Source organism: Gemmata algarum, from assembly GCF_034097035.1.
Classification (GTDB): Bacteria; Planctomycetota; Planctomycetia; order Gemmatales; family Gemmataceae; genus Gemmata; species Gemmata algarum.
In genome coordinates this window covers 36,392-56,833 of record NZ_JAXBLV010000166.1, presented here as the reverse complement: position 1 = coordinate 56,833, position 20,442 = coordinate 36,392, and the positions used below count along the sequence as shown (strand labels likewise).

Sequence of the window (20,442 nt, the reverse complement as noted above, 5' to 3'; positions counted from 1 at the left end):
GCGCACCGGCGCGCTCCAGCGGCCGATTCCGTCAATCGGCGGCGAGCGAAAAATCGAACGCCTGATAGCGGTGGTCACTGGTTCCGCTCAGCCCTCCGAGTCGGTAGCGCGCGGGCACGACCCGCGGTCCGTGCAGACAGTGGTCGAGGTCGTAGATCGGCACCGGGACGGGCCAGGTCGCGCCCCAACCGCCGCCGGCGGTGTGATAAGCGTGGGCGTAACCGGCCGGCAGTTCCGACAGGGCACGGGACCGGCGCGGGGCGTTGAAGTCGCCGACGATCAGGTCCGGTCGGTGCCGCTCGATCAGCGCGTTCACCTCGCGCAGCAGCGGGTCACGGGCCGCCCACACGCTGGAGGGCAGATCGAGTACCAAAAGGGCGATCGGGGACCCGTCGGGCACCCAGGTCACCGCCTGCACCTCGAACCCGTCCCGGTCAACCAGCCACCCCTCCGCCCGCAAGTGGCCGCGTCCGACCACGGCCAGGTTCGCAAACGTGGCCGCTCGGTATTCGGCCCCGAGCCGATCGCGCAGCGCCCCGACGTGGGCGGCGTTGACCGCGTCCGTCAGTACGTACAGATCCGCCCGTTCGGCCAGGAGGTGCTCACCGACGCCCGATCGGGCCGGCCGCCCGGCCGTGTTCCAGTGAACGACCCGGAACCGGCCCGTGCCATCAGCCGGACGTCGCCCGGCGTGGTTCTCGATCAGGCCGACGAACGCGACCGCCGGAAGCGCGCCCCCGGCGGCCAGGAGCGCCACCCGGCGCCGTCCGGTCGCGGCGTACAGGAGCGCGACAAGGACCAAAACGGCGGCCACGACGACCGACGGGATGTAGAAGCAGAGCCCGGTGATCCAGGTGGCGTCGCGGGCGAGCTGGCCGACGCCCCAAGCGGAGAGAAGGCACGCCGCTCCGACCGCTGCCGCCGCGCGCCCGCGAGCAAACAGAGACCGCACGGGTGGCAGGGAGGGCGGCATGGGGAGTTCGTTACGACGGGTCAGAAACGCGGGGCGGGCGGTGCTCCGGACCGGAACGACATCACCAGCGGGTGCCGGTGGGGCTCGCGGTGCCGGAACCGACCGGGACCGGTCCGATGTTGAGAGGGGGGCCGTAGATCGTCTTCCAGCCCAGTTCCACCACGGGCCAGACGGTGACGTAGGCGTGGGCGGCGCCGGCGGGCGGCACCAGCGTGACGCCGCCGCCCTCGCGCTGGTGGTTCTCGGCCAGACAGTTGAGGCGCGAGTACGGGTCCGCTTCCGCGGGGTCGGTGAGGAACCGGCGGGCGTCCACCGCGACGACGCAGTGCGCGATCAGCCCGTGCCCGCCCCACGCCCAGCACGCCTTCACCAGCCCGCCGCGCTTGCCCGTGATCGTGTACGCCGGGTACGCCGGCACCAGCCGCGCGTCGCCCGCGAGCCGGGCGCGCACCTGCGCTTCGATGGCGGCCTTCGTCCCGGCGTCGAGCGCGTCGTGGTGCTCGCGCAGGAGGGCCATGTCTTCGGGGGTGAGCGGGCTGCCGGCCCCGATCCGCTGCCGGATCGCGACCACCCGCTCCGCCCGGCCCAGCATGTCCCCCACCTCGGCCGCCCGCGCCACCAGCGGCGGGTAGTCCGTGAGGTCCGGGCCGGGGGCGCCGAGCCGCGCGAGCAGCGTGAACATGTCGCGCGCCTTGAGCGCCTCGGCCACCTTGGCCCACTTCTCGAGCCGGTCGCGGGCCAGCGTGAGCCGCTCGCGCAGCTCCTCGCGGTCCGCGCACCCGGCGAGCAGCTTCCCCTGCTCGCCCCACAGCGCCAGCCACTTCTGGTCCTGGCGGTCCTTGCGCCGCTCGTCGCGATCGATGCCCGCGAACCGGTCGAGCAGCTTACGCCGCACCACCGCCTCCTCGGCCCGCCGGAACAGCCCGGGGTTCACCTTATCGAGGCGGGCGGCGAACCGGAGGTTCCGCGCCTTGAGGCGGTCGTAGGCGGCCGCGATCGCCCGGTCCGACGGCTGCGGCCGTTCCGCCTCGCGGCGCAGCTCGGCCAGCAGTTGCACCGACTCGGCGCCCTCGAGCACCCGGACGGTGTGCGGGTGCGGGTAGTTCGGCGGCAGCTTGCCCGCCGCGGCGAGCACGGCCTCCTCCGGTCCCCCCTGTTCGGCGCCCCGGATCGCCCGCTCCAGTGCTTCGACGAGGGCGAGCCTGGCCCGGGCCTCCGTTACGCGGGCGGCGAACGGCGCGGCCTCGGCGCACGCGCCGAGCCCCGCCCCGTCGCCCCAGGCGCCGACCAGCTTGGAGTCGTTCTCGTGCGACGCACCCGCGGGGACGCGGCGCAGCTTCTCCAGCGCCGGCCACCAGCGGGCCGCGTTCTCGCCCCGGGCGCGGTGCGCGGGGCCGAGGGACGGGTGCGGCGGGCCGGCCGTGACCACCCCCTGCCAGGCGTCGGACAGCTCGCGCTCGGTCTGGGGGCTCTTGGCGAACGCCGCCAGGAACGCGTCGGCGGCGCGGATGCGGGCGCGCCAGCCGTTCGCGGCGGCCTCGTAGGCGCGGGCCTCCGCGGCGCCCGACAGCTTGGCCCCGGTGTCGTCCCAGAGCTTCACGAGCGCCCGCCCGTCGCCCGGGTTGACGGTGGCGGCCTTCAGAGCGTCGAGGAGGGGCACCAGCCCGGCCGCCGCCCGGGCGGCGGTGAGCAGGTGGGGCTCCAGCCAGTCGTCGAGCAGCGCGGGCTGGTACGCGGCGGCGGTCGCCCGCGGGTTCCGCTCGTCCACGGCCCGTTTCAGCGCCTCGCGCACCACGACCCGCTTGCGGGCGGTGTCGCAGACGGCCCGCAGGTCGGTCGGCAGCGCCCGCCCGGCCGCTTCCAGCCGGGCGCCCTCGGCCGCGATCCGGGGCCAGTCCCGGACCGGGGCGTCGCACAGCCCGCGCAGCGCGGCGACGGGGTCGGTGCTGCCCTTGAGGTCCGCGGGCAGGTCCTTCCCGGCGCGCCGGAGCCGGACGGTCTCGGTCTCGATCTGCGCCCAGTCGCGTGCGGACACCGTGAGCAGCGAGCGGAGCCGGGCGAACGGGTCGAGGGTGAACGGCGGGATCTGGGCGAACGGCTTGTCGAGCGACGCGCGGAGGTTCCGCGCCCACTCCGCGACCTCGGGGTCCTTGGACCGCATCAGGTCCGGCCAGAGCTGCGACTTCGCGGGCCGCTCCATGTCCGCGGGGGTGAACAGCAGGTTCTCGTTGTCCGTCTTGAGGACGTACTTCACGTACAGCTGGGGGTCCGCGGCGATCGCGCGGAGCGCGACCAGGACGACCCACGCCGAGAAGTGGTCGAGGTCGGCGCCGAGCCGCTCCGCGGCCCGCGCCGGGTGCTGGTAGGCGGGCTTGCCGAACTCCAACTGCTCGAGCCGCTGCTTCGGGTCGGCGGGGGCGAGCGCCGGGACGCACATGCCGTCGTAATCGACCAGCACCGGGGCGTCGTTGACCACCAGCACGTTGTCGTGCTGGAGGTCGCCGTGCGCGATCTGCGTCGCCTGGAGCTGCTGCACCAGCCCGACCCAGCTCTCGGCCATCCGCTTGAGGGCCGCGACGTCGGGCACCTTCCGTTCCGTCGTTTGGCGCACCCACTCGCCGAGCGCGACCCCCTTCACCCAGGCCATCGTGAGGGTCGGGTACCACGCCTTCCCGACGCGGATGCCCTCGGTGTGGTACTGGAACTTGACCACGCACGGGGGCTTCTTCGGCCCGAGCGTCCGCTCGAGGTAGTCGGACACCGCCTTGTACCGCCGCGCCCGGTCCTCGTTGGGGAAGTTGAACAGCTTGAGCGCGACGACCCCTTTGGGGCCGGTCATCTTGTACACGCTGGCGAACGCGCCGCTGCGGGCGCGGGGCACGCCCATCGGGCTGCGCTCCGCCTGGCTCTGCCGCAGGTCCGGGTCGCGGAACGCGGTGTCCGGGTTCTGGAGCGAGTCCTTGTAGTCGGACTGTGTGGGCCAGCTCGCCATCGAGACCGTGTGTGTGGTGTTGAGGGGTGTTGAGTGTTTAAGGGTTGAGGGTTGGTGTCCAGTTACCGGCGGGCGGTCGCCCGGCGCTACTCGGTGAGTGCCCTCGCGAGCCCCGATGCGCAGTCCGTTTCGTGCCGAGTTGGGACAGCTTTTTCAGCGTGGCAACCTCCCCGGACGTGAGTACGTTCCGCCGAAAACACGCGGCGCTGCCGGTGGCGAGTTCCGTTAAACGAACCGCGTGCGATGGGGCCGTACCGGCGGCTATCGCGGAAGGAACCGGCCGCGATGTTTGCCCCAATGCCGTCCGCCGCCTTCACCAGTTGTTTGCCGGCCGTGTCGCGTGCGAAGTTCGTCCGCCGTTCGGCGGTCCGCCCCATCGCGTCCGCGACTTCCTCAGCCAGTTTATACACCTCCAAGTCGCGAACGCGCACGAACCCCATACGCTCACCCCAAAGCACCAAGCACCGAGCACCAAACACTAACGGGCGAACACCTCGTACCCGTGCATGTGGAGCAGCCAGAGGAACGGCTCCGCCACCCCGAACGGCGCGAGCGTGCGTTTCGACAGGTCCTCGACCCCCAGCTCGTTCTCGAACAGGCTCACCGACGACGCCGGGAAGAACAGCACCTGTTTCCCGAAGTAGCTCTCCACGACCGCCCGCACGTCCACGCCGCGGAACATCAACTCTAACATGTCCTCGACCAGATCGCTGCGCTCGCGGACGAGGTCCAGGGTGGTGCGCTTCGGCTGCGCCGGCGTCAGGTCGCCCAACAACTTGCGGACGAACTGCACCGACTGGCCGGCGATCGGGTTGCGGGTTACCAGCAGGTCGAACTTCGGGATCACCACCGCCACCGGGACCGGGATCACGTCCCCGGGCCGCACCCGACGGGCCTCCCGCATGTCAGCCATAAACTCGTTGAGTGCCGCCAGTTGCCGGTCGAGCGTTACCCCGCCCTTGCGCCCGTCGAGCTGGGTCGGGTCGAGGAACAGCATGAACCCGTCCATTTTAACCGCCTGCTTCTTCAGGCGGTCCACGCCGATCTTCTGGTTCACCAGTTCGCCCGAGTAATCGAACAGGTTCACCAGCGCGGTGTTGGCGCCTGCCGGGTCAACGTCCCGGACGTGCATCATCACCGGGTCCGGCGGGGTGTTCACGTCGTGCAGCGTGTTGCCCGCGTCGCGCTTCAGGTTCAGGATGAGGTCGATGTAGAGGTCGAACCGCTCGTCCCCCGCCGAGGGAGCCGGTATCAAGGTGGCGGCGGTCGGGGCCACTTGCTTACGGACCTTGTCGTAGGCGGTCGCGAGCAGGTGCGTTTTGCCGCTGTTCCGCACGCCCACCACTGGGAAGCACAGCCGGCGGACCTGCTGGTAGCTGCGCAAGAACCGGAACCCGCACGTCTTACACTCGACGTACCCGGATTCGGCGGGCTCTGGAGCGGCCGGCCCGGGCTTGCGTCGCGGCGGCGGGGGCTTACGGTTCGCCGCCCGGTAGCGCGGGCGCGTCGCGGCCTCGTCGTCCGGGGCGAACCGCTCCGGCATGGAAATCGTACCCGCCTTCTCGACCACGAGCTTTTCGCTGAAGCATCGAGGACACTTCTTTGCGTCCGCTTTGATCCGGGCGGCTTCCTGGCCCAGGGCACGCCGGTAGGGCAGAACTGCTAGCCCGAACAACAGTGCCGCGGCGCAGCACCGAACCGCCGCGAACCCGATCGCCCGCCACCGGGCGCCGCCCCGGAGTTCTTCAAGTTTGCCCCGGTCGGTCGCGAGCTGGGCCTGACCGGCTTCGGCCTCCTGGGTGAGCCGGACGGCGAGCCGCGCGTCGCGGGCCGCGGACCGGAGCCGGTCCCGAACGTGCGCTTCGCCCTCGCGCACCACTTTTTCAAACGGTGCTCCGGACGCGGCGACCCGTTTCGCCCACGATTCGACCGCAGCCGCCCACTTTTGGTCCGCCTCAGCTTCCGCCGCGTCGGCCTGTGCCGCTGCGTCCTTCGTGGCGGTGGTCAGTTCGCCCTCTTCGCGCACGGCCCAGGCGCTACTGTCCGGGTCATAGGAGGCGGAGCACCCCGGAATCATGAGAAACAGGCACGCCAGCGCCGCCCCGGTCGCCCGCCGGTCGCGACGGAGCGACACCCGCCGTACTCGCGCCCTGAGCCTTCGCGCAACAGCGAACACGACCGCGGCGCACAGGAGCAGCCCGGCGTCGGCGGGCGTGAACTGGAAGGGGCGGTGGACGCCGGCCCCGAGATCGAACCCGTAGGCCGCCTGCTGCTGGTCCGCGTACCGGTGGAACGCGACCTTCTGCTTGTACACCTCTTCCCACTCGCGCCGCGCGGCGTCCGCCCGCGCCCGCGCCGACTCCGACATCCTCAGCGCGGCGTCGCGGAGCGCGTCGTAGTCTCTGTCGAGTACGGGGAGCAGTTCGTTGATTAGCGCCGACGGGTCTTGCGTCTGCCCGGCCGATTGGTCGCGCGGGCGCGGGGGCGAAATGAGATCGACCTCCCACCCGGCGGCCTCCCGCCGGGCGTGCTGCCGGTGCCACTCGTACCGCAACCCGGTCAGCCGCTCCGCATCGGGCGGCGCCGCGCGGGCCGGGCCGCCGAGCGCCAGCACGGCCAGCACGGCACCGAGCGTCAGGGCGCGGCTGCGCGGCCGGCGGTAAGATTCGGCCATGATGGTCCGGATGACGGTTGAGGCAACGGCGCCCAATTTAACGTAAGGACCGGTCGCAGCGGCCGCAAGCCATTTCGCCCCGCGCGCCCCGGCCCGGCGCCGGCGCTATCCGGGCGCGGCGGGAAGCCGTATCTTCTCCGCATGAACGACACTCCCCCCGCCCCCGGCGCCCCGGCCCGCCCCGCCCCCAACCGGGGCGCGCTCGGCATCGTCTGGCTGGTCGTGTTCATCGACCTGCTCGGCTTCGGCATCGTCCTGCCCGTCATGCCCCGCCAGGTGGAACCGTACCTGGCCCACCTCGAACTGGCCCCCGCCGCCCGCGGGGCGGTGATCGGGGTGCTGTTCGCGGTCTTCTCGCTGATGCAGTTCGTGTTCAGCCCGGTGTGGGGGCGCGTCTCGGACCGGATCGGCCGGCGCCCGGTGCTGCTCCTCAGCCTCTTGGGGTCGGTGGTCTTCTACGCCCTGTACGGGTTCGCGGTGGCGCTCGACGCGGCCCGCGCGGAACTGGCGATCGGGCTCATGCTGCTGTCGCGGGTCGGGGCCGGGATCGCCGGCGCGAGCGTCGGCACCGCGGCGGCGGTGATCGCGGACTGCACCCCGCCCGAGAAGCGCGCGAAGGGGATGGCGCTGATCGGGATCGCGTTCGGGGCGGGGTTCACGTTCGGGCCGCTGGTCGGGTTTTTCGGGCTGGAGCTGTTCGACGAGCAGCCGTGGGGCGTCGGGGCGCTCGCGTCCGGGCTGTCGCTCGTCGCCCTCCTGGTCGCGGTGTTCGCGTTCAAGGAGACGCGGGACCCCGCGCATAAAGCGGGCAAAGACTTCTTCAGCGTCGCGCGGTCCGTCGAGGTGCTGAAGATGCCGACCGTGGGCGCGCTGGTGCTGATCTACTTCATGGCCATCTTCGCGTTCGCGAACTTCGAGGCCACGCTCGCGCTGCTGACCCGCGACGCGCTCGGGATGACCAACACCCGCGAGAACCTGTTGGTGTTTGCGGCGGTGGGCGCGGTGCTCACGTTCGCGGGCGGGGCGTACCGCCCGATGGTGAAAAAGCGGTCCGAGGAGGCGCTGCTCCGGTTCGGGCTGGTGCTGATGGTCGCGGGGCTGGCCGCGGTCGGGCTGGTCGCGTTCGCGGCGTACCGGTGGCAGGCCGACGGCACCGTCTCGGGCGCGCAGCTCACGGCGGGGTTCTACCTGTCGATCTCGGTCGCCGTGATCGGGTTCGCGTTCGTGAACCCGTCGGTTTCGGCGCTGGTGTCGAAGCGGTCCGATCCGACGCGGCAGGGCGAGGTGCTGGGGGTGAACCAGGCGTTCGCGTCCCTGGGGCGAATCCTGGGGCCGTTCCTCGGGTCGGTCCTGTTCCAGACGGAGCCGTCGCGCACGCTGCCCTACGCGGTCGCGGTCGCCACGCTGGTGCTCGTCGGGGTCCTGTTGCTGCCGAAGGTGGAACGGCCGCCGGCGGGCGGAGCGGCGTGAGCCGCCCGCCGACGGGCGGTCACTTGTTGGCCTTCTGGTTGATGCCGCGCTCCGCGAGCGCGGTCAACTTCTGGTCGGTGCGCTTCTCCTCCTCGAGCGTCTCGTGTAACAGCGCGGCGGCGTCCGCATGGCCGAGCTGTTTGGCGAACGTGCAGAGCGTCCCGTACAGCGCGATCTCGTAGTGCTCGACCTTCTGCGCCGCGGCGATCAGGCCCGCGTCCTGGGCGTCGGCCTCGAGGCCCAGGCCCATGATCTCCTCGCCCTCCTCGATCAGCCCCTCGGTCGCCTCGCACGTGTTCGAGCCGGTCTTGCACCCCACCATCTCGCACACGCGCTCGAGCCGGGTGAGTTGCTGCTTGGTCTCCGTCAGGTGCTGCTCGAACCCGGCCCTGAGGTCGGGCGAGGTCGCGGCCTTCGCCATCTTCGGCAGCGCCGCCGTGATTTGCGTTTCGGCGCTGTATGCGTCCTGGAGCTGATCGTGGAACAGATCGGTGAGCGTCTTCGCCATGTGATGACTCCGGTTGGATAGCCCCGCGGCGCGGGGGACTGGTTCCGATTCCTGCGTCACTGCCGTGGCAACTTCCTCGCCGCCCCTCTGCGCCTCTCCCCTCCGGCATCGGATTGTCGGCTCTTCCCGACACTTGGTGTCCCGGCCGCCGTTCCGGCGAGCACCGGTGTGCGCGGGGGCGGGAAGGGGCCGCCTCGGCACGTGGGTTGCTCTGGCGCTCGGCGGAAGGAGAACGCGATGCCCGCCTTTAACTCCCCCGACTGGGCACAGGTGCTGATCCCCGACGCCGCGCTCGCGGAGTCGTTCCTCCGCGGGTCGGTGGTTTATCTCGCGCTGATTGTGCTGTTTCGGGTCGTCCTGAAGCGCCAGGGCGGGTCGATCGGCCTGCCCGACGTGATGCTCGTGGTGCTGGTGTCCGAGTGCGTTTCGAACGCCCTGTCGGCCAACGCGAACTCGGTCCCGAACGGGCTGGTGACCGCAAGCGCGCTGCTGTTCTGGAACTACACCCTCGACCGCCTAGCCGGGCGGTGGCCGTGCCTGCGGCGGCTGCTCGAGCCCGAACCGGTGCAGATCGTGAAGGACGGGAAGCCGGTTCGCGAAAACCTCGACACGGAAGGGATCTCCGACGACGAGTTGCGCGCCCAGCTTCGCGGAAACGGCATCGATGACGTGGCCCAGGTGAAGTCCGCGTTCGTCGAATCGGAGGGCAGCGTCAGCGTGGTCAAGAAGGAGGCCCCTCCGCCCCCGGAACCGACCTCACGCGGCACCAGCACGGCCGACGGGGCGCCGAACGAAGAGCAGCTCATCCGACAGTTCCTCGCCGCCGCGGAAGACCTGCGCGGGGTACTGGAGTGGCACGAGCAGCGGGCTACGGAGCACCAGACGGTAGCCCGGTCGGTGCGCATGATGCTCGCGGAGCATGGGGTGCGCACGCCGCGCAAAAAGAGGTAGTGCCCCGCGACTCTTGAGACACGCGAGCGGCGGCGCGGTCACCCGGCTGGCTGGTCCTTGGGGGCTCAAGGCCCACGGCGTGGCGCACGCCAAAGCCCGGGCCGGTCGGGAGGGCGAGGCCGCGGCGTTCGGAGCGCCCGCCGCCACATTTCACACAACGGACATCTTCGCGAACCAATCGCAGGGTAAGATGCGTCTGTTAAACGTGCGGTCCGGACCCAGCCCGGGTCGTGCGCCGCCCGAAAATTGTGCGCCACATCCCGAAACGTGATCTAGGTTCGATCGCCGGACGGAAGTCCCTCGAACCGCGCGGAGCAACTGCCGTGGATCGTACCGATAGTGTGATGGCGTCGTTCATTCAAGAAGTGGTGCGCCGGGCCGCCGAGAGCGCCCGCACCGCCCCCGGCCCGCAGGACTCGGGTGCCCCCGCTCACGCCGAAGCCGCCGCCCTCGTGGCACAGGCCAGCAAGTAACGCCTCCGACCGCTCTTCGGGCGCCGCGCTTCGGCCGCGCCCGCGGGGCGACCGCACACATCTTCTTCACTTCGCGCGCGCCGGCCCGTAAGCTGTGGCTCAACTCTCCGCCACAGTACCGCACTCGCACGGGCCAAAATATGTCGTCCGAAGTGAAACCGGACCCCGGGTTCCAGCCGTTCGTTCCGGCCTCCGAAGCGCCGCCGGAGCTTACTTGGCCCACCGTTTTAACCGGCGTGCTGCTGGGAATCGTCTTCGGGGCGTCGTCGCTGTACCTCGTGCTGAAGGTCGGGCTGACGGTATCGGCCTCGGTACCGATCGCGGTGCTGTCGATCACGCTGTTCCGCGTGTTCTCGAACGCCTTCAAGGTGCGGAAAACGACCATCCTCGAGAACAACATCGTTCAAACCACCGGGAGCGCCGGCGAGAGTATTGCGTTCGGCGTCGGGGTCACGATGCCCGCGCTGCTGCTGCTCGGGTTCGAAATGGACCCGGTGCGTGTGATGACGGTGTCGGTCCTCGGCGCGGTGCTGGGGATCCTCATGATGATCCCGCTGCGCCGGGCGTTCATCGTGAAGCAGCACGGGAAGCTCATCTACCCCGAGGGGACGGCGTGCGCGGAGGTGCTGGTCGCGGGCGAAAAAGGCGGGGCTACCGCGAAAATGGTGTTCGTCGGGTTCGGGATCGCACTGGCCCACAAGTTTCTAACCGCGGCGACCAAGTTGTGGGCCGCGGAGCCGGCCACCAACCTGTACACCGAGAGCGCGGCCGGCGGGGCGAAAGTCGGGCTGAAGGGGGGCGCGGTCAGTGGCGAACTGTCGCCCGAACTGCTGGGCGTCGGGTACCTGATCGGGCCGCGGATCGCGGCGCTGATGACGGCTGGCGCGGTGCTGTCCTACTTCGTGCTCGGGCCGCTGATCGCGACGTTCGGCGAGAAGTTGACCGAGCCGGTGCCGCCGGCCGTCTGGGACATGGAGAAGCCGCGGGACGAGAGCAACCCCGGGCTGATTCGCAACATGGACCCCGAGGACATCCGCAAGGCGTACCTGCGGTACATCGGGGCCGGGGCGGTGGCTGCCGGCGGGATCGTCAGCATGTTCCGGGCGCTGCCGCTGATCCTCGGCTCGGTGGTCGGCGGCTTGCGTGACCTGCGGGCCTCGCGCGGCGGTGGGGGCGGTGCGGCGGCCCGGACCGAGCGCGACATGCCCGCACCGGTCGTCCTTTGGGGTGGGCTCGCGCTCGTGGTGGCGCTGGCCGCGGTGCCGCAGCTCGGCCTGGGGCTGACCCCATACGGCCTTCTTGGCGCGGGACTCATACTGCTGTTCGGGTTCTTATTCGTGACCGTGTCCAGCCGGCTCACCGGCGAGGTCGGTAGCTCGTCGAACCCGATCTCGGGCATGACCATCGCAACGCTCCTGATGGTGTGTGTGATCTTCCTGGTCCTCGGCCGCACCGACACCGGCGCGATGCTGACGGTCCTCATGATCGCCGCGGTGGTGTGCATCGCGGCGAGTAACGGCGGCACCACCTCGCAGGACCTTAAGACCGGCTACCTCGTCGGCGCGACGCCCTCGAAGCAGCAGTGGGCGATCCTCATCGGGGCCGTGACTTCGGCCCTGGTGATCGGTCTGACGATGCTCGCCTTGAACGCGGCCAAGGTGCACTACACGAAGAAAGGCATTCCGGCGGCCGTGGTGCTTCCGGTGCCGCCGGACGCGCCGCAGGAGCGGCCCGGGCGCCCCTACAACGCCGGGGAACTGCTGGACGCGACGGCTTACTACGTTGTCCACGCCCGGGCCGGCGAGCACGAAGGGTTGAAGCCGGGGCGGTACCTGGTGACCGCCGACGGCCGCCCGGTGTACCGGACCGATGTGCCCATCTCACAAGAGCTGAAACAGATGGACAACGGGGCCGACGCGCCCGAACCGTTCTCCGCCCCGACCCCGCGGCTGTTCGCCAACATCATTCAGGGGATTTTGGGAGGCACGCTGGAGTGGTCGCTGTTCATCGCCGGGGCGCTGATCGCGATCGCGTTGGAGCTGTGCGGCGTGTCCGCGCTGCCGGTGGCCGTCGGTATGTACCTCCCGCTCGGCTCCAGTACCCCCATTTTCGCCGGGGGGATGCTCAGGCTCGCGGCCGACCGGCTGCGCGGCAAACCGAAGAACGAGGCGGACGCGGAAACCAGCCCCGGGGTGCTGCTCGCGAGCGGGTACATTGCGGGGGGAACGCTGTGCGGACTGGTCGTCGCGTTCTTCGCGTTTCTGCCGAACGGGTTTAACCAGCTTCTTAACTTGGGCCTGCACCTGTTCGGGGAGTTGAACGATCAGGGGCAAAAGGTGTGGAAGCCCGACGAGGTCGCGGGCGCCAAGATCGCGGCCGTCGTGGTGTTCGGAGCGCTCGGCGCGTTCCTACTGTGGGTCGGCTCACGTAAGGAGAAGTCGGCGGCATGACTCCGGACGGCGCGGTGCTGGTACTCGGCCCGGCGTTTGTCCGGCATCTGGCCCGCTCGCAGACATGAAGCCGTTCGGGTCCGTTGCGCTCGCCCCGCTCGCTCCGCGGGCGGGCCACACTTCAGGAAGCGCCGAACGAAGCCGCCCGCGAGTGTTCGCTCGCGGGCGGCTTCGTTCGGCGGTCGGTTCGTCAGCGCCGGCCGTTCGGCGGCGGGCCGCCGCCGGGCTTGGTCATGACCTCTTGGGCGCGGCGCTGGAACTTGGTCATCTGCTCCCGCAGCCCGGCGTCGCCGCGCTGGAGCAGGTCCAGCTCGTGCTGGATCTCGGCCGACAGGCGCCGCAGCTCGGTCTCCTGCCGGGCGATCATCGCCCGCTCGCGGGCCATCGACACTTCCATCTGCCGCATCTGCTGCTCGAGCGCGTCCTCGTCCTCGCGCAACTGCCGGCGGTCGTCTTCGAGCTTCCGCTTCTCTTGCGTGATCTTCGCGCTCTCGCGCTCCAGCTCGTCGCCCCACTCCTCGAGCTCGTTGCGGGTCTTCGGGGCGGGCGGCGGGGGGGCCAGTTGGCCGGTGGCGATCTGCTCCTCGATCGCGCCCAGTTGCGCGCTCAGCTCCGCGATCTGCGTGTCCTTCTCCGCGACCGCCGCCTCGAACTCCTTCTCCCGGACCAGAAACTGCTGCTCGGTGTTGCTCGCCTCTTGAAGCAGGTGCTTCATCTCGTCGAGCAGCGTGCGCAGCTCCTTGTTCTCGGCCTTCAGCCGCTGGTTCTCGCCGACCGGCGACTCGTCGAACCGGTGGCCGCCCGGGGACAGCTCCGCGAGGTGGTTCAGCGCGCCGGCGATGGCGCTGCCGGGGTCCGTGGCGAAGGACCGGCCGCCGCCGGTCGGGGTGCGCCGCCCCATCATGCTCCGCGGCGCTTCGGGGGCCGCGGCGAACGACTGCGGCGGGGCGGCGAACGACTGCGGCGGGGCCGCATACGAGGGCGGGGGAGCGGCGGCGCGCGCCGGCGGCACCGGGACCGATCCGGACTTGCCCGGCATGCGCAGCCGCGCCAGCAGGTCGCTGGTGCCCCCGCCCCACGCGACCGGGGCGACCGGCGGCGCCGGGAGCGGCGCCGGGGGCTCTTGTTCTTCAACAAGTTCGGCGAGCGGATCGGGCGTGGACGCGGTCGCGGCGATGGGCGGCGGGGTCGAGGCCAGAAGACGGCGGCGCAGCTCCGCGGCCGTAAGCGATTGGTCGGAGGGCGGGTTCGGGTTCGCCATAGTGTTAAGTTCCAACTCCCAGTCTTCACGTTCCAAGTTCTGACAGCACAACGGCTTGCCGCACCGGTTTGCGGCTCCGTGATGGGGACTTGGCGCCGGGCACTTGGAACTGAGAGCTTCAACGATCCTGGCGGAATTATCCTCTTGCCTAGCCTGAATGAGCCTAGGCCGCAGAACCATCAAGTCAAATCAAAATCCCGCGGCCGGTCGCGCGGCTTGTGCGGACGGCGCGGCCGATAACTTGCGGCCCGCCGATCCGAATCGGCGAACTCGCCAACGCCGTCCCGGGAGCGGCGTTAAACCGGCTAGACTGTCCCAACCGGCGGCGCGCTCGCGGGCGCAAAACCCATCGTAGGGACACAGCCTCGGGCGGCGCAGAATTCCGGGCGCCGCTCCGCCGGTCGGACCGGAACACGGCGGGCGGCGCCCGCTCGGTTTCGCGTAGCGGGCCGCCCGCGGCGTGCCGTAAAATCAAGGCTTGGTTCGTACTTGTTCGGGCCGTCCGACCCTCGCCGGACGGCCTACCTGGAGGAGCGACGGGCAGATGAACCTTCTGAAACGGCTGCGGGTGCTACCGGTGCTGTTGGGGGTGGGCGCCACCCTCGCGGCCCTGGGTACCACCCTGTTCGGCGACATGCGCACGGCCCCGCCCGGCGCGCCCCCAACGGACCCCGTCCGCCCCGACGGCGGGCGGTTCGTCGAAGACCTCGTCGCCACCAAGTTCAGCAACACCCCCGTGCTGACGTACCAGCCGCGGGACGGCGAGCTGATCTTCGCGTGGCAGGTGCAGCCGGCCCTGGCCCCCCAGGCGGCCCGGCCGCGGGACGTGCTGGTGGTGGTGGACACCACCGCCAGCCAGGCCGGCCGGCCGCTCCAGCAGGCCCGGAACATCATCACCGGGCTGGCCGCCGGGCTGACCGCCGAGGACCGGGTGAGCGTGTGGTCGCTCAGCACCCCGAACGCGACCCGGACCCTCACGCGCGACTTCCAGCCGGCCACCTCCGAGAACCTGGCCGAGGCCGCCCGCGCCCTCACCGAGGTGGAGTACGGCTCCGGCGCCGCCGACCTCGCGGGCGGGCTGGACAAGGCCCTCGCCACCATGGCGCCCAACCGCAGCCGGCACCAGGTGGTGCTGTACCTGGGCGACGGCGAGAGCGCGTTCCGGCCGGTGAGCGAAGGTGACCGCATCGCCCTGGGCAACCGGATGGACCGCGGCGACGTGTACTTCTTCGCCGTGCCGCTCGGGCTGAAGCTCGAGCCGCAGAACCTGCACGGGCTGGCCGCCCTCACCGGCGGCGCCGTCGTCCGCGTGCAAGAGGACGTCGCCACGCCGCCGGGCCGCAAGGCCTTCGCCGACCGGCTCAAGGCCGCCCTCGACGTGCCCGTCGCGAAGCCCGAGAAGTGGACGTTCGGCGAGGAGGTGGGCGAGCTGTACCCGACCAAGCTGCCCCCGCTCCGCGCGGACCAGGGGACGCTGGTGATGGGCCGGCTCGCGAAGCCCGCCGCGACCGCCGTCAGCGTCGCGGTCAGCGCGGCGGTGAACGGCCGCCCGGTGGAGCTCAAGCTGTCGCAGCCGCTCCCGGCCCCGGCCGTGGACAACTTCTTCATGAACCGGATGGTGGACCAGTGGAAGAGCGCGCCGCACAAGGACGCGCCGGCCATGCTGCGGTCCGACCGCGCCCTGGCGCTGGCCAGCACGCAGGTGAAGCTGTACCGCGACGAGTTCCTCACCCAGGCGGTGTGGGCCATCAGCGCCGACCGGTTCGACGAGGCCGAGAAGCTGTACGCCGCCGCCGCCAAGGTGGACCCCACCGACAAGGAGGCCGCGAAGGGCGCCGCCCTGGCCGCCCAGATGAAGGCCGGCAAGGTCTCCAAAGCCGCCCTCGCCGAAGAGGTGAGCAAAAAGGTTAACGCGCAGAAGATCTCGCCGAACGAGGCGATCCGCACCGTCCTCCAGGACCCGAAGGTGAACGAGCCGGTGCCGCCGGCCAACCCCGGCGCCGCGGTCGACCTCCTGAAAGAGGCCGCCGCCCGCCGCCGGATCGAGGAGGAGCGGTACCGCGTGCTGGCCGACGCGACCGTCCGCCGGGCCCGCCAGTTGCTCCGCACCGACCCCGAGGGCGCGTACCAGGACCTGAAGCGCCAGCGGGACGACATCCTGGCCTACGACGGGATCGGCGACGACGCCCGGCGCCAGCTCGTCGCGGACCTCGAGGCGGTCATGCGCGAGGTGTTCGTGAAGGGGGCCGAGATCAAGCGCCAGGCCGACGCCGACCGCCAGAGCGTGGCCCGCACCAAGCAGCGGCTCAGCGAGTTCGACCGGCTGGCCGACGAGCAGGCCCGCGACAAGGACCGGATCGACCAGTTCCGCCAGCTCATGAAGGAGGCCCGGTACGACATCGCGTACCAGGAGGCCCAGCTCATGGTGCAGGAGAAGGTGAGCCGCGGGCTGACCGTCCCGGTCGCGGCGAGCGCCAGCTACATCATCGGCCAGCAGGCCACCCAGTTGCGCGAGTGGCGCGAGCTGACCCGGATCCGCGAGGACCGGTTCCTGCTCGCCATGATGCAGACCGAGAAGTCCCACGTGCCGTACCCGGACGAGCCGCCGGTCCACTTCCCGCCGGCCACGGTGTGGCGCCAGCTCACCGGGCTGCGCCGCGAAGCGTACATGAACTCGAACCTCGGCCCCAACGCCAGCGAGAGCCAGCGGCGCCTCAAGAGCGCGATCGAGGACACCGAGGTGGACCTGGAGAACAAGAACCTCGTCGAGACCCCGCTGTTCGAGCTGCTCGGGTTCCTGGCCAAGAAGTACAACGTGTCGTTCGTCGTGATGGAGGAGTACTTCAAGGCCGACGGCGTGCCGAACATCCGCGAGGAGAAGCCGAAGCTGGCCGCGACCCAGCTCCGCGGGCTCAAGCTGGGCAACTTCCTGGACCTGGTCCTGGTGTCGATGAACGCCACGTTCATCGTCCGCCCGGACTACATCGAGATCACCACCTTCCAGCGGAAGCTGGAGGAGAAGGTGACCCGGGTGTTCCCGGTGGCCGACCTGGCGATCCCGATCCCCAGCTCGGTGAACCTGCAAACGCTGCAACTGAACCAGAACGTCCAGAACCAGACGCTGGCCATCTTCGGGGCGGCCAGCGGGGCGGCCAACTTCCTCGGCGGCCAGTTCGGCGCCCAGGGCGGCATCAACGGGCTGGGCAACAACAACAACCCGCTGAACGCCGGCGGGAACCCCGGGCCGTTCGGCAACCAGGGCGGCAACCTGGGCCAGAACCCGAACGGTGTGGGCGGCGGGTTCACCGGCGTCGGCGGCGGCCAGCTCGGCCAGTTCGGTAACCTCGGCGGCCAGTTCGGCATCCAGGGCGGCGACCAGAGCCGGCTGCTGATGTCGCTGATCTTCGAGACCGTCGCCAAGGGCGAGTGGGCACAAATGCAAGGGGTGTCCCCGCAGCCCGGGGAGGGCGAGGACGCGCCGCTGCTGACCGCGGCCCAACTGAACTCGCTCGGGTACTACCCGCCGGCCCGCGCGCTCATCATCCGCGGCACCAGCCGGTACCACTCGGCCGCCAGCGTCAAGCTGCGCAAGCAGGACGGCATGGTCGGGCTGCCGGCCAAGCCGGCGGGCGGCGCGTTCGCGATCGGGCCGGGCAACGGCAACATGGGCCTGCCGGGCAACGGCAACATGGGCGCCGGGGTGGCGCTCGGGGCCGAGAAGCCGGGGCTGGTGAACCCGAAGGTGGACGCGGTGGCGATGCGCAAGGCGCTCGGCGCCGACCCGCGGACCATGTGGAGCAAGGCGATCGACCAGACCGTCACCGACCCGGGGCTGATCGTCGCGTGCGCCGAGTTCCTGATGGAGTTCAACGAGTACGGCCACGCGGCCGAGGTGCTCAAGGGGAACCTGCGGAAGGGGCTGGCGACCGAGGCGTGGGCGCACGAGGCCCTGGCCGTGGCGCTCCAGGCCGGCAACGGCAACCCGGTGGAGGTGGAGCGGGCCGCGGTGTCCGCGATCGACCTCGACCCGGCCGACGCCAAGGCGTACCTCAAGGCCGCGCGGGCCGAGGACGGGCTGAAGAACCACGCCCAGGCGGTCGCGTTCTGCAAGCGGGCCGCCGAGTGCAGCCCGAACGACCCGACCCCGTACGCCAACGCGATGGCCTACGCCGAGCGGGCCAGCGACGTGCGCAGCGACGCCGTGCTGTGGGCGGCCAACAACCTGCTCAAGCGGGACTGGAGCACCACCGACGGCGTGGACTACCACAAGCAGGTGAACGACCGGCTGCCGAAGCTGGCGGCCAAGCTGCACGCGGCCGGCCAGAAGACCGACGCCCTCGACAAGGTGGCGGCCGAGCAGACCCGGCGCGACCTGGTGATCGAGTTGCAGTGGCAGGGCGGCGCCGACCTGGACCTGGTGGTGACGGAGCCGACCGGGTCGGTGTGCTCGCCCACCCACAAGCGCACCACCGCCGGCGGGGTGCTCAAGGCCGACCTGCTGGACCAGCAGAACGACCGGTCCGAGGTGTACACCGCGGCCAGCGCGTTCAGCGGGGTGTACACCGTCACCGCGAAGCAGGCGTTCGGCCGCCCCATCGGGGGCCGCGCCCAGGTCAAGGTGACCCGGTTCAAGGGCACCCCGCAGGAGAGCACCGACCTGCTCGACGTGCCGCTGACCGGCAAGCCGGTCGAGGTCAAGCTGGTCGGCGGCTCGCGGACCGAGCTGGCGACCGTGCATGACGAGATGAGCGCGGGCGCGGACCTGCGGGCCGAGACGACCGGCTCGGCGGTGACCGGCGGCGCGTCGGGCATCGGCGTCGGGTTCGGCCGCGCCGGCGCGGCGCTGAACTCGCCGATCACCTCGTCGAACGGCCCGACGATGCCGGTGGTGGCGACCGAAACCGAGGCCCGCAAGCCGGGCATCGACGGCGCCGGGGACGTCCGGGCGACGTACAAGCTGAACCCGGACCGCAAGACCTACAGCCTCACCGTCAGCCCCGTGTTCGCCGGGGTGAAGGGCGAGCTGGCCCTGCCCAAGGTGCCGCTGCTGCCGGGCGCCGAAAAGTGACCCCCGCGACCGCCAAAACCTGAGCGGTTGCGAACCCGCGGCCCGACCGGGATGTCTAATCCCGGTCGGGCCGCGGGCGTTTCGGCCGAACCCCGCCCCGTCCGGTAACAAATCGTAAAGTCTCGCTCGGTAAAGTGATACGGCTTTAGAACTTGCGACCGGACAAGTTGAGGCTTCGCGCCGTCCCGTGCGGCGGCTTACAATGTGTGCGGCGCGATCCCGCGCCGGAGGACGTGATCATCAGCAAGGCATTCGACACCCAGCGGGAAGAGTTCTCGGTCGCGAGCGAGCGGGCGGTGCTGGTCAGCGTGGCGCTGCCCGAGCGCCCGTGGCCCAACGAGGCCGACCCGTGCGACGAGATCCGCGGGCTGGCGGAGACCGCCGGGGCCACCTCCGTGGCCGAACTCACCCAGCGGCGCCACGACATCCAGCTCGCCACCTACCTCGGCACCGGCAAGGTCGGCGAGCTGCACGACCTGGTCGAATCGGCCGACGCGGACGTGGTCATCTTCGACAACGACCTGCTGCCGAACCAGGCGCGGAACCTGGAGCAGGCGCTGGGCGTGAAGGTGCTCGACCGCAGCGAGCTGATCCTGGACATCTTCGCCAGCCGCGCCCGCACGGCCGAGTCGAAGCTCCAGGTGGAGCTCGCGCAGCTCGAGTACTCGCTCCCGCGGCTCAAGCAGATGTGGAGCCACCTGTCGCGCCAGAAGGGCGGCGGGATCGGGCTCCGCGGCCCGGGCGAGACCCAGCTCGAGACCGACCGCCGGCTGGTGCAGCACCGCATCCGCGACCTGAAGCGCAAGCTGGACGAGGTGCTGGCCCGCAAGGAGCGCGAGGTGAAGAGCCGCGCGGAGGAGCACACGGTCTCGCTCGTGGGCTACACCAACGCGGGCAAGTCGCAACTGATGCACGCGCTGACGAAGGCCGACGTGTACGTCAAGAACCAGCTGTTCTCGACGCTCGACACGCGGACCCGGCAGTGGCACATCCGCGACTGGGGCCGGGTGCTGCTGTCGGACACCGTCGGGTTCATCCGCGACCTGCCGCACCACCTCGTCGCGTCGTTCAAGGCCACGCTGTCGGAGGCCCGGCACGCGAAGCTCCTGCTCCACGTCGTGGACGCGAGCAGCCCGCAGGCCGAGGTCCACATCCGCGCCGTGAACAACGTGCTGAAGGAGCTGGACTGCGGCGACCGCCCGACCCTTCTGGTGCTCAACAAGGTGGACAAGCTCCAGGACCGCTCGCTGCTGACGCTCCTGGAGGCCCACCACCCGCGGGCGGTGACGGTGAGCGGGCTGACGGGCGAGGGGCTGGACCAGCTCGAGGACGCGGTGATGGAGGCGCTCGCGGAGGACTTCGCGGAGGCCGAGATCGTCACGGACTCGGGCAACGGGCGGGTGCTGGCGTTCCTGAACGCCCACGCCGAGATCTACCGCCAGGAGTTCCGCGACGACGCGAACGAGGTGGTGATCCGGTGCCATCTGCCGAAGCACCTACTGCACCACATCGCCGGGCCGACGGTGCAGGTGCGGTTCGTGGAGCGCACGGGCCGGCCGGAAGCGGCGGGGCGCCGCGAGGTCGGGTGAGGTCGGTGTTGTGCGTGTGGCGGGCCGCGCCCG

At 70.8% G+C, this 20,442-nt stretch carries 11 protein-coding genes; 6 read left to right on the top strand and 5 right to left on the bottom strand.

All coding sequences use genetic code 11. The features are described from left to right. Positions 1–31: 31 nt before the first annotated feature. The 3 genes from R5W23_RS12830 to R5W23_RS12820 form a co-directional block, all read right to left on the bottom strand. On the bottom strand, positions 32–973 hold the full coding sequence (locus R5W23_RS12830; protein ID WP_320686657.1) for an endonuclease/exonuclease/phosphatase family protein: 942 nt from the start codon (positions 971–973) through the stop codon (positions 32–34). A 61-nt stretch (positions 974–1,034) separates the two neighbouring features. Further along, positions 1,035–3,965 (bottom strand): serine/threonine-protein kinase, encoded by a 2,931-nt coding sequence (locus tag R5W23_RS12825; protein ID WP_320686656.1) that lies wholly within the window; start codon positions 3,963–3,965, stop codon positions 1,035–1,037. Between the two features lie 478 nt (positions 3,966–4,443). Then, positions 4,444–6,639, bottom strand: coding sequence for a TRAFAC clade GTPase domain-containing protein (locus tag R5W23_RS12820; RefSeq protein WP_320686655.1), 2,196 nt, complete (start codon positions 6,637–6,639; stop codon positions 4,444–4,446). A gap of 141 nt (positions 6,640–6,780) precedes the next feature. Here R5W23_RS12820 and R5W23_RS12815 point away from each other — a divergent pair, with 141 nt between their 5' ends. Next, positions 6,781–8,109, top strand: coding sequence for an MFS transporter (locus R5W23_RS12815; protein WP_261188293.1), 1,329 nt, complete (start codon positions 6,781–6,783; stop codon positions 8,107–8,109). A 19-nt stretch (positions 8,110–8,128) separates the two neighbouring features. Here the strand turns inward: R5W23_RS12815 and R5W23_RS12810 are convergent, their stop codons facing one another. Further along, entirely contained in the window at positions 8,129–8,617 is a 489-nt protein-coding gene (locus tag R5W23_RS12810; RefSeq protein WP_261188292.1) for a YciE/YciF ferroxidase family protein, read from the bottom strand. A gap of 237 nt (positions 8,618–8,854) precedes the next feature. On the opposite strand from R5W23_RS12810, the gene R5W23_RS12805 reads away from it, so the two are divergent. From R5W23_RS12805 to R5W23_RS12795, 3 genes are all read left to right on the top strand, one after another. Continuing rightward, positions 8,855–9,568 carry a DUF421 domain-containing protein gene (locus R5W23_RS12805; RefSeq protein WP_320686654.1) on the top strand — a complete coding sequence of 238 codons (714 nt, stop codon included), beginning with the start codon at positions 8,855–8,857 and terminating at the stop codon, positions 9,566–9,568. A 323-nt stretch (positions 9,569–9,891) separates the two neighbouring features. Further along, the gene (locus tag R5W23_RS12800) at positions 9,892–10,041 is read left to right on the top strand and encodes a hypothetical protein (RefSeq protein WP_261188290.1); all 150 of its coding nucleotides are present in this window, start codon (positions 9,892–9,894) and stop codon (positions 10,039–10,041) included. 140 nt (positions 10,042–10,181) lie between these two features. Continuing rightward, the gene (locus R5W23_RS12795; protein ID WP_320686653.1) at positions 10,182–12,491 is read left to right on the top strand and encodes an OPT family oligopeptide transporter; all 2,310 of its coding nucleotides are present in this window, start codon (positions 10,182–10,184) and stop codon (positions 12,489–12,491) included. 190 nt (positions 12,492–12,681) lie between these two features. Here the strand turns inward: R5W23_RS12795 and R5W23_RS12790 are convergent, their stop codons facing one another. Next, positions 12,682–13,752 (bottom strand): hypothetical protein, encoded by a 1,071-nt coding sequence (locus R5W23_RS12790; RefSeq protein WP_320686652.1) that lies wholly within the window; start codon positions 13,750–13,752, stop codon positions 12,682–12,684. A 544-nt stretch (positions 13,753–14,296) separates the two neighbouring features. Between R5W23_RS12790 and R5W23_RS12785 the strand changes: the two genes are divergently transcribed. Next, positions 14,297–18,820: a vWA domain-containing protein gene (locus R5W23_RS12785; protein WP_320686651.1), complete on the top strand. Its 4,524-nt coding sequence runs from the start codon at positions 14,297–14,299 to the stop codon at positions 18,818–18,820. A 206-nt stretch (positions 18,821–19,026) separates the two neighbouring features. Further along, on the top strand, positions 19,027–20,409 hold the full coding sequence (gene hflX, locus R5W23_RS12780) for a GTPase HflX (RefSeq protein WP_261188283.1): 1,383 nt from the start codon (positions 19,027–19,029) through the stop codon (positions 20,407–20,409). Positions 20,410–20,442: the final 33 nt, after the last annotated feature.